We start from the raw sequence: 22877 nt of genomic DNA on the forward strand, positions 1-22877 counted from the left end.
CCTTCCGGCCGCCAGCGTCGAGCCCGGTGTGGTCCCGGCCGCGGTTGTTGAGGGGCAGCCACCGGCCGGGACCACACCCACGACACCGGTCAAGGGGGTGCCTCAGTGCCGGGAGCGAGCAACTCCTTCGACGGCGGCAGCCACGCCACTGCCATCACACCCGCCAACTCCGGCGGTGCGTCCGGAGACGCGTTCGCCGCCGCAGATGGCACCACCTACAGTTCCGCCCAGGCGTACCGCGGGCCGCTCTCGGCTGAGATCACAGCGGGCGCGATCGGCTACGTGCAGTATCCGTTGTCCGGGACTGGCTCGCGGTGGGTCCGATGGTATGCCAAGCCCACCAGCGCCATGAACTCCCTGGTGGAGATAGCCCTGGTCAACGGCGACATCGTAGGGCTGGACATCGGCAGTGGACAGCTGACCTTGTGGCGCATGACAGGTTTCCAGCAGGCCAATCTCGACACGGAGACCTTCACCCCGCCCGGCGGCTGGATCCGGCTGGAGGTGCAGGCCAACGCCGACAACAGCGGCTTCGCGGCGGCCCGCGTCTACGCCACCCCGGAGGCGTCCACGCCCACTGTCTCGCTCAGTGGATCGGACGTTGTGGTCGCCAGCACCTGGAGCGCCGTGCGCGTCGGCGGCGTCAACGACGGCACCACCTCGGCCTGGACTGACGAGGTGGCCTGGTCCGACCAGGGGTGGATCGGCCCCCTGCCAGAGACCAGCATCGCCCCGCCACGGATTCCTTCGGCCGCCGCTCACCGCGCCGCCACCTGGTAGCCCCCCGCACCCAACGTCCAACGATTCAAGGAGGGGCCTGCGTGCCCGACTTCGAGTTCAATATCGCGAAGGGTAGAAACGTCGAGCTGTACCGCCGTGTGCGGCTCGGCGACCCCGCCACTAGCGCTCTCGTGATTGTCGCCCTGGCTGTGGCTGGCGTCGAGTCCGACGCCATCCTGAAGGACAAGCTGACCTTGGCCGATGTGCTCGCTGGCGCAACCAACGAGGCCACCAACACCGGCTACAACCGGAAGATCCTCGCCGCCGCCGACCTCACCGACGTGTTCCCAGACCTGGCCAACGACCGCACCGACATCGACATCCCGGACCAGACGTACCTCAACGTCCAGACGGCCGGGGGCGCGTGGGCGAAGGTGCTGCTCTGCTACCGGCCTGCGACCGCCTCGCCGGACGCCGACATCGTGCCCATGACAGCGCACGACTTCAGCATCACGCCGGACGGCTCGAACGTCGTCCTGCAGATCGACCCCAGCGGCTTCTACCGGGCGGTGTGACATGGCGAAGACCGGTTACTCCGCGATCACTCCGGCCGCCGTGCTGCTGGCCGCGGGTACGGCGCGCAGCGTGCTGGGCGTGCTCGCGCCCAGCTCGTTCGGGCTGGAGATCAAGAAGATCCGCGTCGGCACGTTCGGCACCGCGGCAGCGGTGCCCGGCGATATCGAACTATGCACGGCCACGTTCGCGACGCAGCCGCCCGGCGCGACCCCTGTCACGTCCACGGCGGTGACGCCGCAGCAGCTCTATGGCCGGACCATCCCCGCGGGCTTCCTCGCGGCTTCGGCCTGGACGGCCGGCAACGAACCGACCGTGCTCACTGTCATCGACTCCTGGCCGCTGACCCCGAACAGCAGCACGGTGCTGTACGACCTGCCGCTCGGTGACAGCCCGGACTGCGGGCCCAATACCGGGTTCGTGCTGCGGGCGAAGTTCGCGGCGGCCGTGTCGGTCAGCGCCTGCCTATGGGTCGAACGGTGCTGAATGCCCACCGTCCGTCCGCAAATCTTTCAGACGGGTCCCGCCACCACCATCACCCCGCCGGAGGGCAGTCAGGCTGGCGATTTGTTGTTGGCGTTCCTGTCATATGAGTCCGTGTCCTGGGCCGCCACGCTGACCGGTGGCACGCCCGAGTGGGAGCCGCTCGTTTCGAAGGCCACCACCAGCGCGGGGACTAGCACTCTGGGCACCCTCGCCTCAGGCATCTGGTGGAAGCCTGCCTCTAACGGAGAGACGAGCTGGGCTCTTGCCACCGGTGGTGGAGTCGAAGGCACGTACATGGTCATGGCGGTGATCGCCGTCACTGGCGCGCTGCTCCAAGCTCCGCTGTACACCGTGTCGGGCGATCAGACGTCCACGACGTCCGGCAGTCCCATCACGACGGTCTCCAGCCCGGCTGGGCCAGCGCCTGCCCTGGGGGATCTGGAACTGCGGTGGGTCGGCGGCGATAACTTCCCTACTTCGGCGATGCGCACGTGGACGGCGTCAAGCCCGACCGTCGAAGTTGCCGACATCAGCGCCTCGTACGTGGCGGCGCAGTTGACCCGGCAAGACCCACCCGCAGGAAGTTCGGCGTCCCGGACTCACACGGTGTCGGACGGTATCTACGCGGGTCACGGATTCACGCTTCGGATACGGCCTCCCGCTGTGACCGCTGCATCTGTGCTGGCACCGACTGGCGCCGCGCGCCGCGCCGCTAGCTGGTAGAGGAGGCTGAGTCATGGCCCGTGCCGGCCGCGCCTACCCGAACCGTCCAGTGGTCGCCCGCGCGCCAGACATCCTCGTGGCGCGTGTCGAGGGGCAGGGCTCAGCTCGTGCCGTGCTCGCCGCCCGCTCCCGCCGTGCTGGTCAGGCACCTGGGTCGGGTGGGCCTCTGCCGGTGGTGGCCACCAAGACGATCATCATCGGCCAGGTGACCGGGGCCGGGGCGGCGACGCCGACGAGCCCCGTCCGCACACTGCGCCTGGGGCTCGTGATCGGGACCGGTGCCGCCGTGTCCGTGAGCCGGTGGAAGCTGCGACAGGGTGGGCAGGTCGCCGGGACCGGTCTGGTGTTCGGGGTCCGCAGCGACCCGGTCGCCAACCGCGTCGTGGGCCTCGGCCAGGCGCGGCCGGTACGCGCCGCCAAGGCGTTAGGCACCCACATCGTGACGGGTCTCGGGCAGGCCAAGCCGATCTCCTACGCGCGGGGTGGGCCGCTCGGCCGCGTCACTTCTACCGGCCACGCGTTTCCCCTCTCAGCCACGAAGACGTTCACGATCGGCCGCGCCACCGGCGCCGGTCAGGTCAAACCGGTGCTCCGGCGCACTCCGCCGCTCCGGGTCGGCCTGCCGATGAGGTCCTGGTCGGCGCGCTTTCTCGGGAGGGGGACGGGCGTGGACCCGATCAGCAGCCTGTCGCTGGAGTACCTGCGGTTCTTCGTCACCAACGCCGTCGGCGTCGAGACGGTCGAGATCGCGTTTACCCAGCCCGGCGTCGAGCCGACCGAGGGCCAGTGGAACCCGGCGTCGTGGGGCGCGGTCGTCCAGGGCGGCGCTGAGGCGCGCGTCCGGGTCGGTCCCGGCGGCGCGGTGACCCTGCCTGACGGCACCTACCAAGGGTGGGTGCGCGTGACCAGGCCCGACGAACGTCCGGTGCTGCCGTCCGGGCTGGTCCCCATCATCTGAGCGAGGCGCACGTGACCGTCGATGAGGCCGTACAGAACGCGGCCCGGCTGCTGTCCAACGCCGAGTTGGAGACGGGTCTGGCCCGGATGGAGCGCATCGAGAAGCTCGCCGACTCGTGGTTGTCGCTAGCGAATCTACTAGCCGAAAGAGAGAGGGTGTGACGTGCCGCTCCCCACCACAGATCAGGAGTGGCCGCCCCCGCGGATGAAGCCGGAGCTGCGCATGTACGCCCAGCACGGCGCTTGGTACGGCGGCGACCCGGACCAGCTGGCGAAGGTGTACGGCGGCGGGGTGATCCCGGGTGTCGGGCTCGACCTGAAGGGGTGGGACCGGCCGCTGACGCACGGCGGCGGTTTCTTGAACCGGATCTCGCGCTGGTTCTGGGGCACGCCGATCCCTGCCGGGCAGTCCCGCTCGACCAAGCTGCACGTCCCGATCGCGGCCGATATCGCGGGCACGTCCGGCGACCTGCTGTTCGCTGAAGCGCCGACGCTGCGGGTGAGCGGGAAAACGGGCAACGCCCGGCTGGAGACGATCCTCGAAGAGGGCAGCGTGAACGCCATCCTGCTGGAGGGCGCTGAGCTGTGTGCCGCGTACGGCGGCGTCTACCTGCGGGTCGGCTGGGACACCGAGATGCACAAGCATCCGGTGGTGGACGTGCTCCCGGCGGACTGCGCCGTCCCGGAGTTCGCCAAAGGCCGGCTGAAGGCGGTCACGTTCTGGCGGATCCTCGCGGAGGATCACAAGGACGTGTGGCGGCACCTGGAAAGGCACGAGTTCGGCAAGGTCTACCACGGCTTGTACCGGGGCGATGACGAGAAGCTGGGCATGCAGGTGCCGCTGACCGACCACCCAGAGACGGCGATCTTCGCCGAGATGGTCGACGCCGACGGCGGGTTCGACTCCGGCTTCCCGCGCGGGCTGCTGGTCGAGTACGTGCCCAACATGCGCCCTCACCGACTACTCAGGGGAACGTCGCTCGGCCGCTCCGACTATGCGGGCGTCGAGGCACTCATGGACTCCCTCGACGAGACGATGACGAGCTGGATGCGAGACCTGCGGCTCGGCAAGGGCAGGATCATCGTGCCCGAGGTGTACCTGACGAACACCGGCCGCGGCCGGGGCTCGACGTGGGATCCGGACCGCGAGGTGTACGCGCCGCTGGGAATGTTGCCGCCGCCGGGCGGCTCCGGAGCGTCGATGATCACCGTCTCGCAGTTCGACATCCGCGTGCAGGAGCACCAGCAAACCGCGAAGAGCTTGCTGGCGCAGATCCTGCGCGGTGCCGGATACAGCGTGCAAAGCTTCGGGGAGGCAGGCGAGGGCGCCGCCGCGACCGCGACGGAGATCCACTCCCGCGAACGCCGCAGCTTCACCACGCGCGGCAAGAAGCTCAACTACTGGACGCCCGCGCTGGCGTGGCTCGCGGAATGCCTGCTCGCAGTCGACGCGCACATCTACGGCACGAAGGTCGTCCCGGAGCGCGCGAGGGTGGAGTGGCCGGACGGCGTCATGCCCGACCCCGAAGCGCTCAGCAGGACGCTGGACATGCTCAACCGGGCCCAGTCCGCGAGCCTGGACACCCGCGTCCGCATGCTGCACCCCGAGTGGGAAGACACGCAGGTCAAGGCCGAAGTGGACCGGCTGCGCGACGAGCTCGGCCTGAACGTGCCCGATCCGGACGAGCTGCGCGACGTCATCGTCCCCGAGGCGCACGATGACACCAGCGAACCCGCCAGCACAAGCTGATGGCCACGCCCGAGGAAGAGATCGCCGCCGCGCTGGAGCAGGCCCGCGAGGTCGCCCGCATGTACGCCGACGCCGAAAAGGTGCTGCTGCAGCGGATCGCGGCCCGCATCGCCGACGACGTCGACCAGGCCGACGACGACCCGTCCGCGTGGCAGGCCAAACGGCTGGCCGAACTCGGGCAGCTCCGCAGAGAAGCGGAGCGGATCATCGCCCGGCTGGAGCGAGCCGCCAAGGCCGCCGCGCAGAAGTCCGTCCTGGACGCGTGGGCGGCCGGCATGCACCAGCGCGTCATCGACGCGGTTCTCGACGTGCACAACGCCAAGGTCCGCAAGCGGCTGGAACGGACCCTGCGCGACGCGCGCCAGCTCGGCTCCGGCCAGTTGATCAACCCCGGGCAGGGGGTGAACGAGCTGGCCCGGCAGGCGGTCGAGAAGCTCGACGCCGTACATGTGGGCGCGCTGCGCGCGGTCGACGACCTCTACCGGCAGGTGATCGCCGAGACTGCGGGCCGCGTCCTGACCGGTGCGCAGACCCGGCGGCAGGCGGCTCAGGAGGTGCTCGACCGGCTCGTCGCACGCGGCATCACCGGGTTCACCGACTCATCTGGCCGCATCTGGGACCTGGAGTCCTACGTGGCGATGGCCATGCGGACCGCAACCGCCCGCGCAGCCGTGGACGGCCACCTGGCCAGCCTGCGTGATGCGGGGATCGACCTGGTGATCGTCTCCACCACGCCCTACTCCTGCGATCGCTGCGACCCATGGGAGGGCAAGATCCTCACCCAGAACGGGACGGCAGGAGAGCGGCCGGAGACGAACGTCCTCACCAACGAGCCGATCACCGTCCAGGTGGCCGCGACCGTCGCGCAGGCCCGCCTGGACGGGCTGCTGCACCCGCAATGCCGCCACTCGCTCAGCGCGTATCTGCCCGGCCTGACCCGTCCCGCGCCGAAACCGGATGTGGCCGCGGACTACGGCGACACCCAGGAGGTGCGGCGCTTGCAACGCCAGGCCCGTCAGTGGGGACGCCGCGCAGCCGCAGCTATCGACCCGAATTCCGAGCGGAAGGCGAACGCGAAGATACGCGAGTACCGGGCGCGCGCCCGTGAGCTGGTGAAGACCAAGGGCCTGCGAATGCCGCGCTGACCCCAGCCCCGGAAGGGGCTGACCTGTACTTTTCTCCACCATGGCCCGCCAGGCGCGGGCCTTCGTCATGTCTGGCTCCAGGAGGGCCCATCGTGAAGCACCACCCGCTGCTGGCGGCCGTCCAGCCAACCGCCGCTCTGCCGACCGCGCCTGGCGCGCTGCTCGGCTACCGCAAGTCCGGCCATCCCATCTACCTGATCGCTGGCGGCTCTGAAGGCGCACCCGAAGGCCAGCCCGCCCCCGCCCCTGCGGACGGCGGCGGGGCCGAGGTCACGGACGCACCCACCGTGCCGGACAGTCAGCCGGAGCAGCCTACGGTCGCGGACCCGCGCAAGGTCTCTGACCTGCCCCCGTGGGCGCAGAAGCTGATCAAGGACACCCGGAACGAGGCCGCGGACTTCCGTAACCAGCTCAAGGAGCTGAAAACGGCGGCCGAGGCGAAGCCGGACGGACCCACCGCTGAGGAACTGGTGGCCACGGCCCGGCAGGAGGTGGCGGCGCAGATCGCCAAGGCGCTCGGCGTCGCTCCCGAGGAGGAGAAGCCGCTCGACCCGCAGCAGGTGATCGAGCAGCTCACCACCGAGAAGGAGACGCTGACCCAGGATCACACCGCGCTCGGCGACCGGCTGCGGCGCACGCAGGTCGAGCTCGCCGTGGTGCGGCAGGCGGTCAAGCTCGGCGCCGATGTCGACGCGCTGCTCGACTCCCGCTCTTTCCTGGCGAACCTCTCGGGCCTGGACCCGGACGACAAGGAGTTCGCCACCACGATCACCTCCACCATCACCAAAGCGGTGGAGGACAACCCCAAGTTCAAGGCGGTCGCCCCGGCGGCGACGCACACCAAGTCCGGAGGGGAGTTCGGCGGCGGGCCCGGCGGACACACCGGCGATGACCAGCTCACCGTGGACGACTTCCGCAAGCGCCGTCGCGGCGCGAAGGAGTCTCCCACCCCGTAAGGAGACGGCCTCATGGCCAACACTTTTCTCACCCCGCAGGTGATCGCCCGCGCCGCGCTGGCGACCCTGTATGAGACCTGCGTCATGGCGCAGCTCGTGCACCGTGATCTGGACGAGGACTTCGCCGGCAAGCAGGGCGACACCGTCAACGTTCGCAAGCCTGCGACGTTCTCGGCGTACGAGTACGACCGCAGCCAGGGCATCCAGATCCAGAACGCGACCGAGACGGCGATCCCGGTCACGCTCAACCACTTCGCGGACGTTTCCTTCGCCGTGACCGCGGAGGAAATGACCTTGGAGGTTCAGGACTTCGCAACACAGCTTCTGAACCCCGCGATGGAGGCCATCAGCCAGAAGATCGACAACGACCTGCTCGCCCTCCGCGACGACATCGTCCAGGAGGTCGGCAACGGCGGCCTGCCGAACATCCACACCTGGGACACTCCCAAGGCCATGATCGACGCCGACCGGGTCCTCAACGAGCGCAACGTGTCGCCGTCCCAGCGGTCCGTGGTGATCGGCCCGCAGATGAAGGCCCACTGGCTGTCCGACCCGCTGTTCCACCAGCTCGACGTGCGCGGCGACACGGATGGCCTCCGCGAAGCGTCGCTCGGCCGGAGGGTGTTCGGGTTCGACGCGTTCAGCACCCAGAACATCAAGGTGCCGCCGCAGACATCCGGCAACAGCAAGAGCGAAGTCGGAGTCGCGTTCCACAGGACCGCGTTTTGCCTCGTGACCCGGCCGTTGGTTTTGCCGCAAGGTGCGGCCAACGCCGTGGTCGCGAACTACAAGGGCTTCTCTCTGAGGGTCGTGCTCGACTACGACATCGACCTCAAGCAGGACGTGTGCTCGATCGACACCCTCTACGGCACCAAGACCTTGGACGCCAACCGGGCCGTGCTGGTCAAGGACGTGGACGTGCCCTAACCCGTCACATCCCGCTAGCCGCACAGCTAGCGGGATATGGGCTCTCAACGACTACAGGGAGACAGCAGAGATGGCGTACAAGCCTCGTCTGACCGAAAAGACCATCACGCTCAAGGGCGCCGACATCGCCGCAGGGTCCTTCGTGCTGTGGCGCGCGAGCGTGCCGTGCAAGATCAAGGCTGTCCGCGCCTACCGCGTCGGCGGTACCACCGCAGTCGTCAACGCGACTAAGAACGGCGCGTCCGTGCTCACTGGAGACCTGGCAACCCCGGCTGCCAGCACGTGGGCGGCCGGGTCGCTCGGCGCGCTCTCCGCCCGTCGCATGGTCGAGGGCGACACGCTTGCCGCGACCATCGTCTCGGCGTCCGGCACCCCGACCGACCTGGTCATCCAGATCGACATCGAGAAGGACGCCAACTTCTGATGCCGGGGCCGCGCACTCCCGTCGACCACATGGGCGCCCTGACGGCGCGGGAGAACGTCAACGCGATGGGCGCGCTGGGCACGGTGGAAGGCATCCACGCGGATGTCGCCTCCACCTACCAGTACAAGAACGTCAACACCGGCCAGGTCGTGCAGTACTCGCACCGTTCCGCGCGCCTGGACGCGCTGGACGCGTGGATCCTGATCGGCGCTCCCGAGGAGCCACCGGCCGGTCCCGTGCAGGGGCAGGCCGGTCCTGGGCTCGCCGACGTCGGCGGCCAGGTCATCCGCCCGGCCGAGCACGAGCCGAAGAAGGAATGGGTCGCCTACGCGATCTCGCGCGGTATGGCCGCCCGTGACGCGCAGGCCCTGTCGAAGGCCGCGCTCATCGAAGAGTTCGGCCAGGAGGGGGACGACGATGGCCAGGACTAACCTCACCATCACTGCGGTGCCGCGCGCGGGACTGGACCTGGGGGCGGCGCTGCCGAATCCGGCCACGGTGGACGGCCACATGTTCACCTGGTCGGACAAGCGGCAGATCCGTATCAAGAACACCAACGCAGCGCCGAGGACGGTCACGATCGAGATCCCCGGCACGGTGGACGGCCAGGACATCACCGACCGGGCGTACGTGATCCCGGCCACCACCGGCGATGTGCTGATCCCGCCGCTCCCGGCCGCGTACCGGCGGCCGGACGGCAAGGTGTGGATCAACTACTCCGACCCTACCGGTGTGTCGGTCGCGGTCCTCGAAGAGCCGTAATGGGGGCCCGTGGTGCTGGTGTACGCAACCCCGGACGACTACGCCCACTACACCCGCAAGCCCGCTCCGGCCGACATCGCGGGGGAGCTGGAGCGGGCCTCGGAGCGGATCGACGAGCTGCTCACGGTGGCCGTCTACCGCATCGACGACACCGGGATGCCGATCGAGCCGGACGAGCGGGAAGCGCTCAAGCGGGCCACGTGCGCGCAGGCGGCCTGGTCGCTGGCGGTCGGTGACCCGTACGGCGTCGCGTCCGCCTACAAGGACGTGCAGATCGGCAGCGTGAAGCTCGGCGGCCGGACCGACGCGGGCGGGCCGCCGCGCTACGCCCAGGACGCTGTGTCGATCCTGCGCAGGGCCGGGCTGCTGCCCGGCTACGTCATCGACGGCCCGTACTGGTGAAGGGGGGACGCGCGTGGGGCTGACACTTCCACTGTCGCTGCTGCCGCACGTCGCGGACATCGAGCCGTTCAAAGGTCATGGCGCGTACGGGCCGGTCTACGAGCCGCCCATCGTGGGGGAGCCGTGCCTGATCGACGACGAGCGGCGCATGGTGCGCGACGACGAAGGCACCGAAGTCGTCTCCGATACGACGATCTTCTTCCGGCCGGGCACGCGCTGCCCGGCCGGAAGCCGGATCACCGCCTACGGGCGGCAGATGATCGCCATCACCAGCTTCGACCGTAACGGAGGCCGCCTGCCGACCCCCGATCATGTGGAGGTGGTGTGCCGGTGAGCAGCACCGAATTCCGCGTGCACCACAGCCCGGCCGAGGTCAACGCCCGCTGGAAGGCCGGTGCCGTCAACGGGCTGACACTCGCGGCCGAGCACATCCTGCAGGTGTCACGCCAGCGGGTCCCGCTGGATGACGGCGTGCTGGAGCGTTCGGGCCTGGCCAGCGTGGACGCCAGCGAGCTGCGCGCCGCCGTCTCGTATGACACGGAGTACGCGGTCTACCAACACGAGACGCAAGGGCTGCGGCACCTGGCCGGACGCGAATGGAAGTACCTGGAGAACCCGGCGCGCGAGGAGGCCGAGATCGTGGAGCGGATCATCGCCGCGGCGATCGAGCGGGCCATGTCATGAGCCGCACCTTCACCAGGGATCTGCTGACCGGGCTCGCGCAGATGCTAGCCGCCGCCGGCGTCGCCGAGTGGGACCCGGACGGCATCTACACGCCCGCGCAGACGGCATTGACGATCGGCGGACTGCCGACCTCGCCTGACGCGGCGATCGCGCTGGCCATGTACGGGTCGGGCACCGGCATGGACGACGTCGTCAACGCCGACACCACGGTGCAGATCCAGTTCCGGATGCGCGGCGGGCCCGACCCGCGCGTGGTCGACGACCTGGCGGACGGGGTGTACGACCAGGTGCACGGCCTGGCCAACCACGAGCTCGTGACGGGCGCGTTCGTGCTGCTGGCGCAGCGTCGGCTGGTCACGCCGCTGGGCCGCGACGACTCCGGACGCTGGGAGCGGGCTGACTCGTACGAGATCACGGCTCACCGGCCTTCGTCGCACCGCGACGGCGACTGACCCACCCACGCTGACCGATTACTTCCCGCTAGCGGTTCCGCCAGCGGGCTTTCTCGCATGCCTTGAGGAGGCACTGACATGGCGCTTCGTAGCCTGCTGGCCAAGGACTGGGTGGTGGAGGTCAACACTAGTCCCGGGGCCGCGCCGACCTGGACGAAGATCCGGGGTCTGACCAGCTTCGAGCTGGAGATCAAGACGAAGACGGAGGACGACTCGGACTTCGACGGCGACGGCTGGAGCTCCGACGCAGTCACGCAGCGGACCTGGACGCTGAAGGCGAAGGGTAACCGCAAGCGTGACACCGCCTCGGCGACGTTCGTGGCCGACCCGGGCCAGGACTTCGTCCGCCAGGCCGGCCTCATCGTCGGCGTGGAGGCGAACGTCGAGGTCCGCTGGTACAGGAGGGACGGCAGCCCGGACGCCTACCAGGGGTGGGCGGCCGTCGACTACAAGGGCGGCGGCGGTAAGACGACCGACCTGGAGCCGTTCGAGCTGGAGCTGATCGGCCAGGGCGCGCCGGTCTCGATCGCGAACCCGGTGGCCTGACCCGTGGCTCAGTTTCGCGACCTTGACGAGTTCTTCGACGACAGCCTGTCGCTGCCGATCGGCGGCAAGACGTACCGGATCCCGCCCGCCGACGCCGAGACGGGCCTGTTCTGTCAGCGGCTGATGGCGGCCGGGATAGACGCCGCCAACGGCAAGCAGGTGGACGCGGCCAACCTCGACGACGACGGCGAGACCGACCTGTACCGGCGGGTGCTCGGCACCGCGTACGCCGAGATGATCGCCGATCGGGTGTCGTGGCCGCGTATCAAGCACGCCGGGGTGACGGCGTTCCTGTGGATCGCCGGGGACGCCGACACCGCGGCGAAGTACTGGGACGCGGGCCCGGAAGCGGAAGCCCCGGAGGCGGGGGCGGCGAGCTCGACCCCGTCACGGGGCTCTACGAGTGGTACGAGCCGGACCCCGCGTACGAAAGCGGTGACGGCCAAGCGGTCGGGTGGGAAGACCTCCTGACCCGCTGGGCCCTGATCGAGTGCGACCTGCACTCCGTGTACGGCGTCGACCTGGCCTCGCCCGAGTCGCTGTCCGGCCGGTCATGGCGGTGGCTCCGCGTGCGGATTCTCGGCCTGCTCGACGCGGACACGCGCATCGCTCGCGCCCTCACCCCTGACAAGGACTGACCAGCACGGGAGGGGCCGCGTTGTGGCGCTGAACGTTGGAGAGCTGTTTGCCACGCTGAGCCTGCGCGACAAGATGTCGGGTCCGCTGGGCTCCGCTGTGGCCGGTATCAGGATCCATGCGACCGGCATCCATGCCGCCATGATCGGCGCGGGGATGGCCGCGACCCGGATGACCTCGATGGTCATCGGGGCTGCGGTCAAGGCAGGGGCCGCGCTGGCAGCGGTGGGCGCGGCTGGTGTCGCCGCTGGTGGGGTGCTCGGACTGGCGTTCGCGGGCGCTGTGGTGGGGATCGCCGCTGTCGGAATCGCAGCGGCGGCGGCAGTGCCTCAAGTGAAGGCCGCGTTTTCCGGGCTGGCCGTGTCGGTCAAGGCGGACCTGGCACAGGCGGCGCAGGTTTTCCAGGGGCCGCTCATCGCGGCTGCGGGCCAGCTCAAGTCCATGTTCTCTTCGCAGATCGCGCCAGCCCTGCAGCAGATGTTCGGCCAGATCGCTCCTCTGATCGGCCAGTTCACAGCCGGTCTTGGCAGCTTCCTCGGGCCGATGCTGCCCGCCATCCAGGCCGTCGCCGCCGCGGTCGTCCCGATGCTGAGCCAGGTGGCCGGCAGTCTGGGTACCTTCGGGGCGCAGCTCGCTGGCTTCCTGGCGCCGATCTCGGCTGCGCTGTCGCAGAACTCGGGTCTGCTTGCCGCGCTGGTGACCGGGCTCGGTGGCGTCCTTCAAGCGCTCGGCCCGCTGCTGGGCTCATTTGTCACGCTGGCGGGATCGCTAGCGGGACCGCTGATGTCTGGACTGACGCTCATCGCGCAGACCTTGTCCGGGCAGCTCGGCCCAGCTCTGGTGCAGCTCGGCCCCAGCATCGGGACTCTGCTGGGGTCGTTCGCGCAACTTGCCGCCGCGCTGATCCCGCTACTGCCGCCGATTCTGCAGTTGGCAGCGACCTTCGCAACCGCGCTGGTGCCAGTGCTTACGCGCGTTGGACAGGTGTTCGCTTCGGCGCTCGGGCCGGTCCTGACGCAGATCCGCCCGGTGATCGGACAGATCGCTGCCTCTTTCGGACAGCTCATCATGGCGCTGGTGCCGCTGCTGCCTCCGATCGCGCAGCTCGCCGCCGCGCTGATCACCGGACTCGTCCCCGCGATCACCCCGCTGATTCCTGTGGTGGGGCAGATTGCCGCTGCGCTCGGCGGCATCCTGGTCCAGGCTGTGACGATCCTGATCAGCGCGATCACCCCGCTGTTGCCGCCGATCTCGCAGATGGCGGCGCTGTTCGGGCAGACGATCCAGCAGGCGATCGTCGCGCTGTCGCCGATCTTCACGCAGCTTGCGCAGATCTTCGGTCAGCTGATCTCGGCGATCCTGCCGATCCTTCCGCCGATCATGCAGCTCGCCACGTCGCTGCTGCCGCCGATCGTGCAACTCGTGACCGCGCTGTCGCCGATCCTGCTTGGGCTCGCGTCGATCTTCACGAAGATCGTTTCGGCGGTGACGCCGTTCCTGCCGCCGCTGATCGAACTCGGCACGTCGGTGTTGCCGCTGGTCATCAGCATCATCACCGCCCTGGTCAAGCTGCTGACCGGCGACTTCCAAGGTGCCTGGGACACCATCAAGGCCGGGGTCAAGCAGTTCGGCGACACCATCACCGGCGCGTTCAAGAAGCTGTGGGACCTCGGAAAGGACCTGGTCAACGGCATCAAGAACGGGTTCGTCAACGCCTGGAACGGCTTCATCTCCTCCGTTGGCAATCTCTTCTCCGGCTTCGTGTCCTGGATCAAGAAGCTTCTCGGCATCTCCTCGCCTAGCAAGGTGATGGCCGCGATCGGCTCCGACACCGCCAAGGGCTGGCTGGTCGGCCTGCAGGGCGAAGAGTCCAAGATCAAGGACACGGCCGGCCGGATGGTCGACGCCGTGGCGAACGCCTTCAAGTCCGGCAAGATCACCTCCGGGGTGAAGGACCACCTGGTCGAGTCCATCCGCACCGGCAACACCGAGCTGGCCAAGCTCGCCAAGGAGCGCGAGACGATCGTCAAGACCATCGCCGACGCGATGGCCTACGCCAAGCAGATCGCCGACCAGACCCGCCAGTTCGCGAACCTGTCGAACATGGGGTTCTCCGACCAGAACCCCGCCAGCGCGGAGAAGATCCAGGAAGGGCTGAAAGCCCGGCTCGCGGTGATCAAGACCTGGGCCAACACGATCAAGAAGCTGGCCAAGCGCGGCCTGTCCAAAGGACTGCTGCAACAGATCATCGAGGCCGGGCCCGACGCCGGTAACGAACTGGGGCAGGCGATCCTGCAGGCCGACTCGTCCACCTTCAAGTCGATCAACTCGACGTACGGGATGATCGAGAAAGCCGCCAAGCAGGCCGGGAAGGCCGCCGCCGACGCGATGTTCGACGCCGGCAAGAACGCGGGCAAGGGCTTCCTGACCGGGATCGTCTCGCAGAAGAAGCAGATCGAGGCGGCGATGAAGGACATCGCCAACGCCCTGGTCGCGCAGATCAAGAAGTCGCTCAAGATCAAATCGCCGTCGCAGATCTTCGCCGAGATCGGCGCGTTCACGATGTCCGGGCTGGAGCACGGCATCGTCGAGGCCGCTCCGAAGATGCTCGCTAAGGCGTCCGGCGTCGCGGGCCAGCTGACCAAGGCGTTCACGCCTAAGCCGGTCGCGACGCTCACCCCGGGGATGGTCGGCGGCCACTACGGCAACCAGACCGTGGTGAACGTGACGAACAACTACCCGCAGGCCGAACCCACCAGCAAGACGGTCAACAAGGGCCTGCAGTACGCGTCCGTGCTCGGCCTTGCCTGATGCGCGGAGCCTGATGCGCGGAGCCTGATGCGCGGAGCCTGATGCGCGGAGCCTGATGCGCGGAGCCTGACACCCCACCCGAACGTCGCCCCTGTCCCTCCCTTCCTTTTCCGGACCCCACGAGGAGGGAGGGACAGGTGGCGATCAACGTAGGCGAGCTGTTCATCACCCTGGACCTGCGGGACCACTCCTTTTCGACCCGGCTCACGCGGGCGCTCGGCGACACCCAGCGCGCCTCCATCTCCTTCCGCAGCGCGACCAACCAGGTCACCGCCTCAGTCGTGCGGATGGGCACCGCGATCGTGGCCACCGCCGCCCGCATGGCGCTGCTGTCGGCCGCGACCGGCGCCCTGACCAACGGCGTCGTCTCGCTGGGGACGGCACTCGCTCCCGCTGTCGGCCTGGTCGCGGCGCTGCCCGGGGTGGCCGCGCTCGGAGCGGCCGGACTCGCAACCCTGTCGGTTGCCCTGTACGGGGTCCAGGACGCGTTCACGGCCGCTCTCGGGGAGGACGAGGAGAAGTTCCAGGAAGCGATCAAGGGCCTGTCTGGGGCCGCTCAGGCCGCAGCTAGGGAGCTACGTGCGCTGCGGCCGGTGCTGCTCGGCCTGCGCAACCTCGTCCAAGACGCACTGTTCACCCCGCTGCTCGGTCAGCTGACCGCCCTGGTCGACGTGCTGCTGGGGCCGGTCGCGATCGGCATGAGCTCGGTCGCGGACGCGCTCGGCCGGGCCGCCGCCCGGGTCGCCGAGTTCGCCCGCTCCGACACCGCCGTCTCGGCGATCACCGTGACCTTCGCGTCGCTGCGCTCGGCCATCGACGCTATGTCGGTCGCGATCGATCCGGTGCTGACCGGCCTGACCCGCATCGCCGCCGTGGGCGCCGGTTTCGCGGCCGGACTCGCCCCTGAGCTGGCGCTGCTCGCGATCCGGTTCGGCGACTTCCTACGCGTGGCGGCCGACTCCGGCCGTGCGCTCGGCTGGATGCAGGACGCCGTTCAGGTGCTGCGCCAGCTTGGGGCGATCGCCGCCGACGTGTGGCAGATCGTCTCCGGCGTGTTCGATGCGATGCGCGCCGCCGGAGGGGACGCGCTCGGGGTGCTCGGCACGATCCTCGACCGGGTCAACGCGTGGGTGAACAGCCTCGCTGGGCAACGCACCCTGACATCCGTCTTCGTCGCCCTCGGCCAGATGGCCTCCGCGCTCGCCCCGGCGATCGTCGCCGTCGCCGAGGGGATTGGTCGGCTCGCACCACTCGTGGCGGCGCTGGCGGTGCAGCTTGGCCCGATCCTGACCGCCGCCATCCAGGCCGTCGTGCCCGCGCTTGCCGCGCTGTTCCCTGGCGTGTCCGCGATCTTCGCCGCGCTCGGGCAGGCCGTGCAGGCTGTGGCGCCCGCGCTGGTGCCGCTCGCGCAGGCCATGTCGTCCATCATGGTGGCGGCGGCTCCGCTGCTGCCGCTGGTCGGGCAGCTCGCCTCTCTTGTCGCGCAGACCCTGGCGGCCGGTGTGCAGGCCGTGCTGCCGTCCCTGAACCTGCTGGTCGCCGCCTTCTCGCTGGCGGTCACCGCAGTCGGCCCGGTGCTGCCGCTGCTCGGAGCGCTCGCGGTCGTGCTCGTCAACAGCGTGATCACGGCGCTGGCCCCGCTGCTGCCGCAGCTCGCTGTGCTGATCGCCCATCTGGTAACCGGGCTGGTCCCGATCCTGGGGCCGGTGGTTGTGCTGCTCGGCCAGGTCGGCGGGCAGCTCGGCCAGGTCCTCCTGCAGGCCTTGGTGAACCTCGCACCGCAACTGCTCGCGCTGATCAGCTCGCTCGCCCAGCTGCTGCCGGTCATCCTGCCGCTCCTGCCGCCTCTGCTGCAGCTCGTCACCACCCTGCTGCCGCCTCTGATCACGCTGGTGCAGGCGGTCGCACTGCTGCTGACCGGCGACTTCATCGGCGCGCTGGCCACCGCCGGCCGGGGCATCCTGGACTTCCTCGTCGTCGTCGACAACCTCGGCTGGCAGCTCCTGCAAGGACTGTGGAACGGCATCCAGGCGGCGGCCGGGTGGTTCCGGGACGTGATCTGGGGCTTCTTTCGGAACATCCTTCCGGACTGGGTGCGGCAGGCGATGGGCATCAGCTCGCCGTCCACGGTGTTCGCGGAGATCGGCCAGTTCACGATGCTCGGCATGGCCCAGGGGATGCAGTCCTCGGCCCGCACGGTGCTGGCCACCGCCTCGCGCATCGCCGGGGACCTGGAGGCTTCGTTCAAGCCGGAGCTGGGCGTGGACATCGGCTCGACCGGCCGCACTGTCACGGGCGCGGGCCCAGGCCGGACAGCCGGGGTGAACATCCACGTCACCACGATCAACCCGGCCGCCGAGACCACCAGTGAGACCGTCAACCGCGGCCTCGCGTACGCCGGGATGCTGGGGGTGCTGTAGATGCCGATGTGCCTGACAAGCAATAGCATCCTGGGCGCCAGAATAGAGATCGCGCGAACTTTCCGGCAGCACGGGACGTCCTAATCATTGTGGAGACACCTACGAAGAAGGAGGTACAGCATGGCCCAACCGGGCTGATCCATCGCGGCTCTCGCCAGCCTGTATGAATTACTCCCTACTACTGTTGAGCTCGATCAGCGCCACGATTGCTTTTCTCGGCCTTCGTATCCTGGTCGTGCTGGTCGCGCTGTTCACGCGTGACCGCGATCGTCGGCGTACCGCCATGACGATCTTCCGCATACTTCACGCGCGGCGTCGCCCTTAACCGGGAACGTCCCCTCACAGGGCTCCGACCCCTGCACCTTGGATCAGTAATTACGAACGAACTGATCCAAATGCCTAAACATGCTTCTGGCGCACTTCCCATCTGAGGAGTGCGCCTGTGGCATTTCAGGGCCGGTGTGAGGGGTGCGGCTTTGTCGATGAGCCCGACACAACTTCTCCCGGAGGTGCTTGATGCCGACGTACCTGCTCGACGGGGTCGCTCTGGATCACCCGGCCGGGTGCTGGAAGTTGAAGAAGGGCACCAAGCGCAGACCGCTGCCCGGCCTGCGGCAGGTCCAGGTCAAGGTGCCTGGCCGGGCCGGGGAGTTGCCCATCGTCGGCCTCGATCATGAGACGACGACGATGCCGCTCGTGCTGACCGTGTACGGCCGCACCCCTTCGGGCGCGCCCGGCGGGTACGAGCAGATGGAACACAACCTGGAGGCGCTCACCGCGCTGGTAGGCGTCAAGCACCGGCTCATGAAGCTCACCTTCGTCGCGGGGACGGTTGTCCGGCAGGCCGACGTCATCCTCGACGGGATCAGCGAGCCGGAAATCAACACCGACGCGGCGATGGCCCGACTGACCGCTGTGATGCGCATCCCGGGCGTGTACTGGCGCGACGAGTTCGACACCACCTGGGCCGGGGCCGCCAACGGCGCCGACCAGCTGGTCACCACCCTGGCCGGTGCGACCGGCCCCATCGTGGACGCGCTGGTGCGCTTCACCGGCCCGGCCGTCAACCCGGCCCTGACCGACGTGTCCACCGGAGGCACGGTCGCCCGATCGTCAGGGCTGCTCGCGGGAGAGCGCCTCCTGATCGACTGCGGGCAGATGCGTGCCCGCCTGGTAACCACCGACACGTGGGACCTGACCGCCGGGACGGACGTGACCGGCCAGATCGCCGCCACCGGCCCCGGCTCGGCGTTCCGATGGCTGCACCTGACCCCGTCCGTGGCGGTCAGCGACCCGCACTCCCGCACGGTGCTCGTCACCGCGGCGGCCACCTCCACCACCGCGGCGTCCAAGCTCGAGATCCGAGCCCGTCGCGCCTATCTGTGAAGGAGACCAATGTCCGACACCGACGTCACCCTGCTTGAAACGGCCGACGTGCCACCGCACCAGCACCCCGAGTATGTCTCTTACGGGCAGCGCGGCATCGCACAGACGGTCCCGTACTACGCGGCCAACAACCCCGTGCCGAGCAGCGACCTTGGCGCGCTGCTGGCCGTGCGCATGCACGTACCAGCGGGCCAGGAGATCGTGGCCCTTGGCATCGCCATCGACATCCCGTCCGGTGGCTACATCAATGGCACGTGGCGGGCGGGCCTGTACTCCGCTGACGACCGCGACTTCCTGGAGCCGCTGGCCGTCAGCGCTCCCTCACCCGCCGTCCCCGGGGTCTGGTGGAAGGCCACGTTCCACCGCCCCCTTCCGGCCGCCGACACGGCGCGTCCCCTGTGGGCGGTCATCGAATTCGGCCAGGTGGAGGGCATGACGGTCCTCACGAACAAGCCGTACCGGTCCGAGCTCCTGGGGGGTTTCTGCTACCGGAGCAGCGACCATGCCGAACTGCCAGCAAGGATCGCCCTCGGCGCCTGGACCCCTGAATCGCGCGTTCCGCTCATCGCGCTGTACTGAGGGCTGGCAATGCCAGCCGCGGTCCGCAACGTGGCCATGAGCACCCGGGCCACGACGCCCGGCCGCCGACGCTCCATCGAGTCTCGTGTTGTCTCCGGCTGCTGCAGTGCGGGCCTCGTCATGGTGAGGGGAGGCGCAGGCCGGTGGATCTACGGCTCATCGTGTACGCCCCCAACGACGCCGCGATCGGAGTGCTGCCAACCCCGTTGAGCGTGGAGATCGCGTGCCCTTTTCTGGACGTGCCCGCGCTGAAGCTGTCCTACAGCACCCGGGCCGTGAACGCGGAGCTGCTCGACGGGCCGGTCGAGGTCGCCATCGAATGGTCGGAGGACGGGCAGGCGTGGACGGAGCCGTCTGACGGCCGGTTCCTGCTGATCCGGCGGCGGGCCGACCAGGTGGACGAGACCGGGCTGGCCACGTGTGAGCTGCCCGGCTATGTGTGGATGCTGCGCAAGGTCGTGCTCTACCCAGGGCCCGCGCCGCTGGTCGACGGTAAGCGCGCGTTCCTCAGCTCCATGCCGGGGGCGATCCTGCAGACGTTCCTGGCCGAGGGTCAGGCGCGCGGCGCGCTGCCCGCCCTCGACTGGGACTTCACCCCGACCCACGACAGCGCCGGGCAGCCGTGGGCGAAGATCCTCACCATCTACTACCAGCCCGGCCTCGACGCGCTCACCACGCTCATCAACCTCGCCGAGCAGGGCGTCTGCGACTTCCGCATGAACGGCCGGACGTTGCAGGTGTTCAACCCGGACACCGAGCTCGAGCGGGACCTGGCGGCCGGGCCCGCGCCGGTGGATCTGCGGTTCGGCCGTGACGTGGTGCAGGCGCCCGACGTCGGCACGTTCGAGGACCTGGCCAGCGCGGCGCTGGTGGTGGGGGAGGATGGGTTCCGCGCGTCGTACCACAACGGGGGCGCGGCCGAGCCGTGGGGGCGGTGGGAGACCTACATCGGGCAGGGCGGCGTCTCCGATCCGGGGACGGCGCGGCTGCTTGCCGAAGCGGTGCTGCTGCGCGCCGGGCATGAGCGTGTCCAGCGCACCCGCCAGATCAGCCCGTACACGGCGCGATGGCTGCCGTGGCGGGACTACCGGCCGGGCGACCGGATCCTTGCCCCGTCTACGTCCGGGGCGATGGAGAGCATGCGGGTCCGGCAGCTCACCGTGACCCGGGACCGGGACGGCGTCCTGGGCGGCAACCTCGTGCTGAACGATCGGTTGCTGGAGCGGGATCTGCGGTTGGCCCGCCGCACGGCCGGCATCGTCGGCGGGAGCACGGCTGAGGGCGGTTCGGGGGCGCGGCCTGCGCCGGAGTCCCCGGCCCCGCGCACTCCGGCCGCGCCGTCCGGGCTGATCGTGAACCCGGTCGCGTACGTCGACGAGCACGGCCTGCCGCGTGGGCAGGTGACTGCCACGTGGGGCGCGGTCACCACCGACGTCAACGCCGTGGCGTTGGACGTGGACGGCTACGAGCTGTTCATGCGCCTCAACGAGGTCGGCGCTCCGTGGTTCCTCATCGCCTCGACGGAGGCCGCCGACACCAACGCCACCTTCTCACCGCTGGTGGTCGGCGAGCAGTACCAGTTCAAAGTCCGAGCGGTGAACCTGGGCAAGAAGGGCCCGTTCTCGTCGACGGTCGCCGTCACGGTCCCGGACGACGTGGACGCGCCGCCGGTTCCGACCGCGCCGACGCTGGAATCCCGGCTCGGTGTGGTGCACGTCACCTGGGACGGGCTCGGCATCGGGGCGGCCCCGATGCCGTCTGACCTGCTGCGGGTGCTGGTGTGGATGCAGAACCCGCTCGCGCCCGGCTGGACCGAGATCGGCTATCTCGACGCAGCAGGGTCGCTCGTGGTGCCGGGCCTGCCGTACGGGCAGGATCGGGAGTTCTCGTTCACCGCCGTCGACCGCTCCGGCAACAACTCGGCGCGGTCGGCAAGCTCGACTATCGCCGCGGTGCAGCTCGTCCAGGGCGACGCCGCCGACGACTCGATCACCACGGGCGCGATCGTGGCGAACGCGGTCACGTCGGCGAAGATCGCCGCCGGGCAGATCCTGGCTGGGCACATCGCCGCCAGCCAAGTGACGGCCGCGAAGCTGGAGGCGGTGCTCACTCTCTCGACGAGGATCGTGGCCGGTGCTCCGGCCGGTGCCCGCGTGGAGCTGAACGCGAACGGGCTGCAGGCGTACGACGCTTCTTCCGTGCAGACTGTGGCCATCTCGTCCGCGTCCGGCGCGGTCACCATCGTGGGCCAGCTCGCGACCGGGGTGACCGGCCGCCGAATCATCGTCAACCCGGCCGGTGCCACTGATCCAGAGATCAGGTTCATGCCGGGTAGCGGCACCAACTATGCCCGGATCTGGACCGACACCGAGGCTGCGATCCGTCTGTACTCCGGCAACAGCACGGACGGCACCCGCCGATCGGAGGTGATCCAGCGTGGCGACGAATGGCGCATGCACATGGTGCAAACCGCTAGCGGCCTCGCCGGCGGCGGCTACATGTTCGCGCAGCCCAACCAGCTTGAGGTGGGCTACAACGACACCTCGGGCCGCCTGAACAGGTGGCTGTTCAACAACGGCGGCGGGTCCACGACCGGGTACACGGCGTTCCGGGGCACCTTCTCCTACGAGTCCCTTGCGGGACTGGTCATGTTCGCGCGCAGCCTGCCCGAGTCGGGCGGGGCCGCGGCGTCGTACTTCGTGGGGTTCAACGTGACCCTGCAGTCGACCCCGCGCCTCACCATCACGGCCGACAACCCGAACCCGGCCCGGCTGGCGTTCCACATCGCGAATCCGGGCACGAGCGGGTTCACGCTGCGGTCGAGCGAGACGACCACCCCGACGAATTTCACCGTACTGGTCCACGTGTGGGCCTGGCGACAGCATGGAGTGGCCTGATGGCAGCAGCCCGGTGGCGGATCGCCAGCGTGACCGAGGGGCGGGAGACGTGGCTCATCCACTACGAGCCGCTCGGCGACGGGGAGGCGTTCGCGGCCTCCTGGCCGAAGGAAGCGTTCGAGATCCGCATGGCCGAACACGGCCTCGACTCCCTCGACGAAGCGATCGAGGTCCTGCTGTATACGCCGCTGCTGCACGCGATGCACGCGGACGACCACTCTGGAGTGATGCCGGTGCTGGAGGGCGACGCGGCCACCGCGCGGGCCCGGGTGCTCGGCCAGGTCGCCGCATGCAAGGAGAAGTATGGCGAGGTGACCACTGCCCCCGTGCAGGGCCTGGCCCGCGCTGCTGATCCGCTGCAGGTGCTGCGCGACCAGGTCCGGGTCGATCCGGTGCGGGTGGCCACGATCCGGCTGGAGATCGACCGGCACCTGCTGTCTCAACCTCAGGGGGGCGCGTGACCGAGGACCTGCACGTGGATCCGAACGCCGTGGTGGCGGTTCTGCGCAGACGGATCGATGAGCTGACGTACGAGAACGCGGTCCTGGCCGTCGCCGTCGACCAGCTCCAGGTGCAGCTCAGGCAGCGAGCCGACGCAGTAGGCGGCTGATCAAGGCAGATCTCCTCGGCCCTCGTTGAAC

General features: G+C 69.2%; 26 protein-coding genes. All 26 read left to right on the forward strand.

Annotated elements, in window-relative coordinates:
- Nucleotides 1–105 precede the first annotated feature (105 nt).
- Entirely contained in the window at nt 106–780 is a 675-nt protein-coding gene (locus tag ABZS69_RS39835) for a hypothetical protein (protein ID WP_355381390.1), read from the forward strand.
- Between the two features lie 41 nt (nt 781–821).
- The gene (locus tag ABZS69_RS39840) at nt 822–1295 is read left to right on the forward strand and encodes a hypothetical protein (RefSeq protein WP_355381392.1); all 474 of its coding nucleotides are present in this window, start codon (nt 822–824) and stop codon (nt 1293–1295) included.
- A 1-nt stretch (nt 1296) separates the two neighbouring features.
- On the forward strand, nt 1297–1779 hold the full coding sequence (locus ABZS69_RS39845; protein WP_355381394.1) for a hypothetical protein: 483 nt from the start codon (nt 1297–1299) through the stop codon (nt 1777–1779).
- Nucleotides 1780–2515: 736 nt separating this feature from the next.
- Nucleotides 2516–3460, forward strand: coding sequence for a hypothetical protein (locus ABZS69_RS39850; protein ID WP_355381396.1), 945 nt, complete (start codon nt 2516–2518; stop codon nt 3458–3460).
- An 11-nt stretch (nt 3461–3471) separates the two neighbouring features.
- Complete coding sequence (locus tag ABZS69_RS39855) at nt 3472–3621, forward strand: hypothetical protein (RefSeq protein WP_355381398.1); 150 nt, start codon at nt 3472–3474, stop codon at nt 3619–3621.
- A 1-nt stretch (nt 3622) separates the two neighbouring features.
- Entirely contained in the window at nt 3623–5209 is a 1587-nt protein-coding gene (locus tag ABZS69_RS39860; protein ID WP_355381400.1) for a phage portal protein, read from the forward strand.
- Nucleotides 5209–6354, forward strand: coding sequence for a phage minor capsid protein (locus ABZS69_RS39865; RefSeq protein ID WP_355381402.1), 1146 nt, complete (start codon nt 5209–5211; stop codon nt 6352–6354). Before ABZS69_RS39860 ends, ABZS69_RS39865 begins: the two co-directional genes overlap by 1 nt.
- Before the next feature lie 92 nt (nt 6355–6446).
- Nucleotides 6447–7310: a hypothetical protein gene (locus ABZS69_RS39870; protein ID WP_355381404.1), complete on the forward strand. Its 864-nt coding sequence runs from the start codon at nt 6447–6449 to the stop codon at nt 7308–7310.
- 12 nt (nt 7311–7322) lie between these two features.
- Entirely contained in the window at nt 7323–8237 is a 915-nt protein-coding gene (locus tag ABZS69_RS39875) for a P22 phage major capsid protein family protein (RefSeq protein WP_355381406.1), read from the forward strand.
- A 70-nt stretch (nt 8238–8307) separates the two neighbouring features.
- On the forward strand, nt 8308–8661 hold the full coding sequence (locus ABZS69_RS39880) for a hypothetical protein (RefSeq protein WP_355381408.1): 354 nt from the start codon (nt 8308–8310) through the stop codon (nt 8659–8661).
- Nucleotides 8661–9092, forward strand: a complete 432-nt coding sequence (locus tag ABZS69_RS39885) for a hypothetical protein (protein ID WP_355381410.1) — start codon at nt 8661–8663, stop codon at nt 9090–9092. The genes ABZS69_RS39880 and ABZS69_RS39885 overlap by 1 nt, the downstream gene beginning before the upstream one ends.
- Nucleotides 9079–9423: a hypothetical protein gene (locus ABZS69_RS39890; RefSeq protein WP_355381412.1), complete on the forward strand. Its 345-nt coding sequence runs from the start codon at nt 9079–9081 to the stop codon at nt 9421–9423. Before ABZS69_RS39885 ends, ABZS69_RS39890 begins: the two co-directional genes overlap by 14 nt.
- Nucleotides 9424–9435: 12 nt before the next feature.
- Nucleotides 9436–9825, forward strand: coding sequence for a hypothetical protein (locus ABZS69_RS39895; RefSeq protein ID WP_355381414.1), 390 nt, complete (start codon nt 9436–9438; stop codon nt 9823–9825).
- Between the two features lie 13 nt (nt 9826–9838).
- The gene (locus tag ABZS69_RS39900; protein WP_355381416.1) at nt 9839–10159 is read left to right on the forward strand and encodes a hypothetical protein; all 321 of its coding nucleotides are present in this window, start codon (nt 9839–9841) and stop codon (nt 10157–10159) included.
- Nucleotides 10156–10509 (forward strand): hypothetical protein, encoded by a 354-nt coding sequence (locus ABZS69_RS39905; RefSeq protein ID WP_355381418.1) that lies wholly within the window; start codon nt 10156–10158, stop codon nt 10507–10509. Before ABZS69_RS39900 ends, ABZS69_RS39905 begins: the two co-directional genes overlap by 4 nt.
- Entirely contained in the window at nt 10506–10961 is a 456-nt protein-coding gene (locus ABZS69_RS39910) for a minor capsid protein (RefSeq protein ID WP_355381420.1), read from the forward strand. Before ABZS69_RS39905 ends, ABZS69_RS39910 begins: the two co-directional genes overlap by 4 nt.
- Nucleotides 10962–11039: 78 nt before the next feature.
- A complete protein-coding gene (locus ABZS69_RS39915) occupies nt 11040–11507 on the forward strand; it encodes a hypothetical protein (protein WP_355381422.1) in 468 nt (155 codons plus the stop codon).
- A gap of 3 nt (nt 11508–11510) precedes the next feature.
- The gene (locus tag ABZS69_RS39920; protein WP_355381424.1) at nt 11511–11978 is read left to right on the forward strand and encodes a hypothetical protein; all 468 of its coding nucleotides are present in this window, start codon (nt 11511–11513) and stop codon (nt 11976–11978) included.
- A 35-nt stretch (nt 11979–12013) separates the two neighbouring features.
- On the forward strand, nt 12014–12145 hold the full coding sequence (locus ABZS69_RS39925; RefSeq protein WP_355381426.1) for a hypothetical protein: 132 nt from the start codon (nt 12014–12016) through the stop codon (nt 12143–12145).
- A 22-nt stretch (nt 12146–12167) separates the two neighbouring features.
- Nucleotides 12168–14954, forward strand: coding sequence for a hypothetical protein (locus ABZS69_RS39930; RefSeq protein ID WP_355381428.1), 2787 nt, complete (start codon nt 12168–12170; stop codon nt 14952–14954).
- Nucleotides 14955–15091: 137 nt separating this feature from the next.
- Nucleotides 15092–17374 carry a hypothetical protein gene (locus ABZS69_RS39935; protein WP_355381430.1) on the forward strand — a complete coding sequence of 761 codons (2283 nt, stop codon included), beginning with the start codon at nt 15092–15094 and terminating at the stop codon, nt 17372–17374.
- 516 nt (nt 17375–17890) lie between these two features.
- Entirely contained in the window at nt 17891–18760 is an 870-nt protein-coding gene (locus ABZS69_RS39940; protein ID WP_355381432.1) for a hypothetical protein, read from the forward strand.
- Nucleotides 18761–18769: 9 nt separating this feature from the next.
- Complete coding sequence (locus tag ABZS69_RS39945; RefSeq protein ID WP_355381434.1) at nt 18770–19339, forward strand: hypothetical protein; 570 nt, start codon at nt 18770–18772, stop codon at nt 19337–19339.
- 143 nt (nt 19340–19482) lie between these two features.
- Complete coding sequence (locus ABZS69_RS39950) at nt 19483–22236, forward strand: hypothetical protein (RefSeq protein ID WP_355381436.1); 2754 nt, start codon at nt 19483–19485, stop codon at nt 22234–22236.
- Nucleotides 22236–22697 carry a hypothetical protein gene (locus tag ABZS69_RS39955; RefSeq protein WP_355381438.1) on the forward strand — a complete coding sequence of 154 codons (462 nt, stop codon included), beginning with the start codon at nt 22236–22238 and terminating at the stop codon, nt 22695–22697. The genes ABZS69_RS39950 and ABZS69_RS39955 overlap by 1 nt, the downstream gene beginning before the upstream one ends.
- Nucleotides 22694–22846: a hypothetical protein gene (locus tag ABZS69_RS39960; RefSeq protein ID WP_355381440.1), complete on the forward strand. Its 153-nt coding sequence runs from the start codon at nt 22694–22696 to the stop codon at nt 22844–22846. Before ABZS69_RS39955 ends, ABZS69_RS39960 begins: the two co-directional genes overlap by 4 nt.
- Nucleotides 22847–22877 lie beyond the last annotated feature (31 nt).

It is taken from the genome of Nonomuraea sp. NPDC005650, assembly GCF_040605375.1.
Classification (GTDB): domain Bacteria; phylum Actinomycetota; class Actinomycetes; order Streptosporangiales; family Streptosporangiaceae; genus Nonomuraea.

Bases quoted from the DNA above. Each gene is read 5' to 3' on its own strand.
- ABZS69_RS39915 (WP_355381422.1), top strand. From the start codon at position 11,040: ATGGCGCTTCGTAGCCTGCTGGCCAAGGACTGGGTGGTGGAGGTCAAC.
- ABZS69_RS39955 (WP_355381438.1), top strand. From the start codon at position 22,236: ATGGCAGCAGCCCGGTGGCGGATCGCCAGCGTGACCGAGGGGCGGGAG.
- ABZS69_RS39850 (WP_355381396.1), top strand. From the start codon at position 2,516: ATGGCCCGTGCCGGCCGCGCCTACCCGAACCGTCCAGTGGTCGCCCGC.
- ABZS69_RS39940 (WP_355381432.1), top strand. From the start codon at position 17,891: ATGCCGACGTACCTGCTCGACGGGGTCGCTCTGGATCACCCGGCCGGG.
- ABZS69_RS39845 (WP_355381394.1), top strand. From the start codon at position 1,297: ATGGCGAAGACCGGTTACTCCGCGATCACTCCGGCCGCCGTGCTGCTG.
- ABZS69_RS39910 (WP_355381420.1), top strand. From the start codon at position 10,506: ATGAGCCGCACCTTCACCAGGGATCTGCTGACCGGGCTCGCGCAGATG.
- ABZS69_RS39865 (WP_355381402.1), top strand. From the start codon at position 5,209: ATGGCCACGCCCGAGGAAGAGATCGCCGCCGCGCTGGAGCAGGCCCGC.
- ABZS69_RS39945 (WP_355381434.1), top strand. From the start codon at position 18,770: ATGTCCGACACCGACGTCACCCTGCTTGAAACGGCCGACGTGCCACCG.
- ABZS69_RS39875 (WP_355381406.1), top strand. From the start codon at position 7,323: ATGGCCAACACTTTTCTCACCCCGCAGGTGATCGCCCGCGCCGCGCTG.
- ABZS69_RS39890 (WP_355381412.1), top strand. From the start codon at position 9,079: ATGGCCAGGACTAACCTCACCATCACTGCGGTGCCGCGCGCGGGACTG.
- ABZS69_RS39880 (WP_355381408.1), top strand. From the start codon at position 8,308: ATGGCGTACAAGCCTCGTCTGACCGAAAAGACCATCACGCTCAAGGGC.
- ABZS69_RS39885 (WP_355381410.1), top strand. From the start codon at position 8,661: ATGCCGGGGCCGCGCACTCCCGTCGACCACATGGGCGCCCTGACGGCG.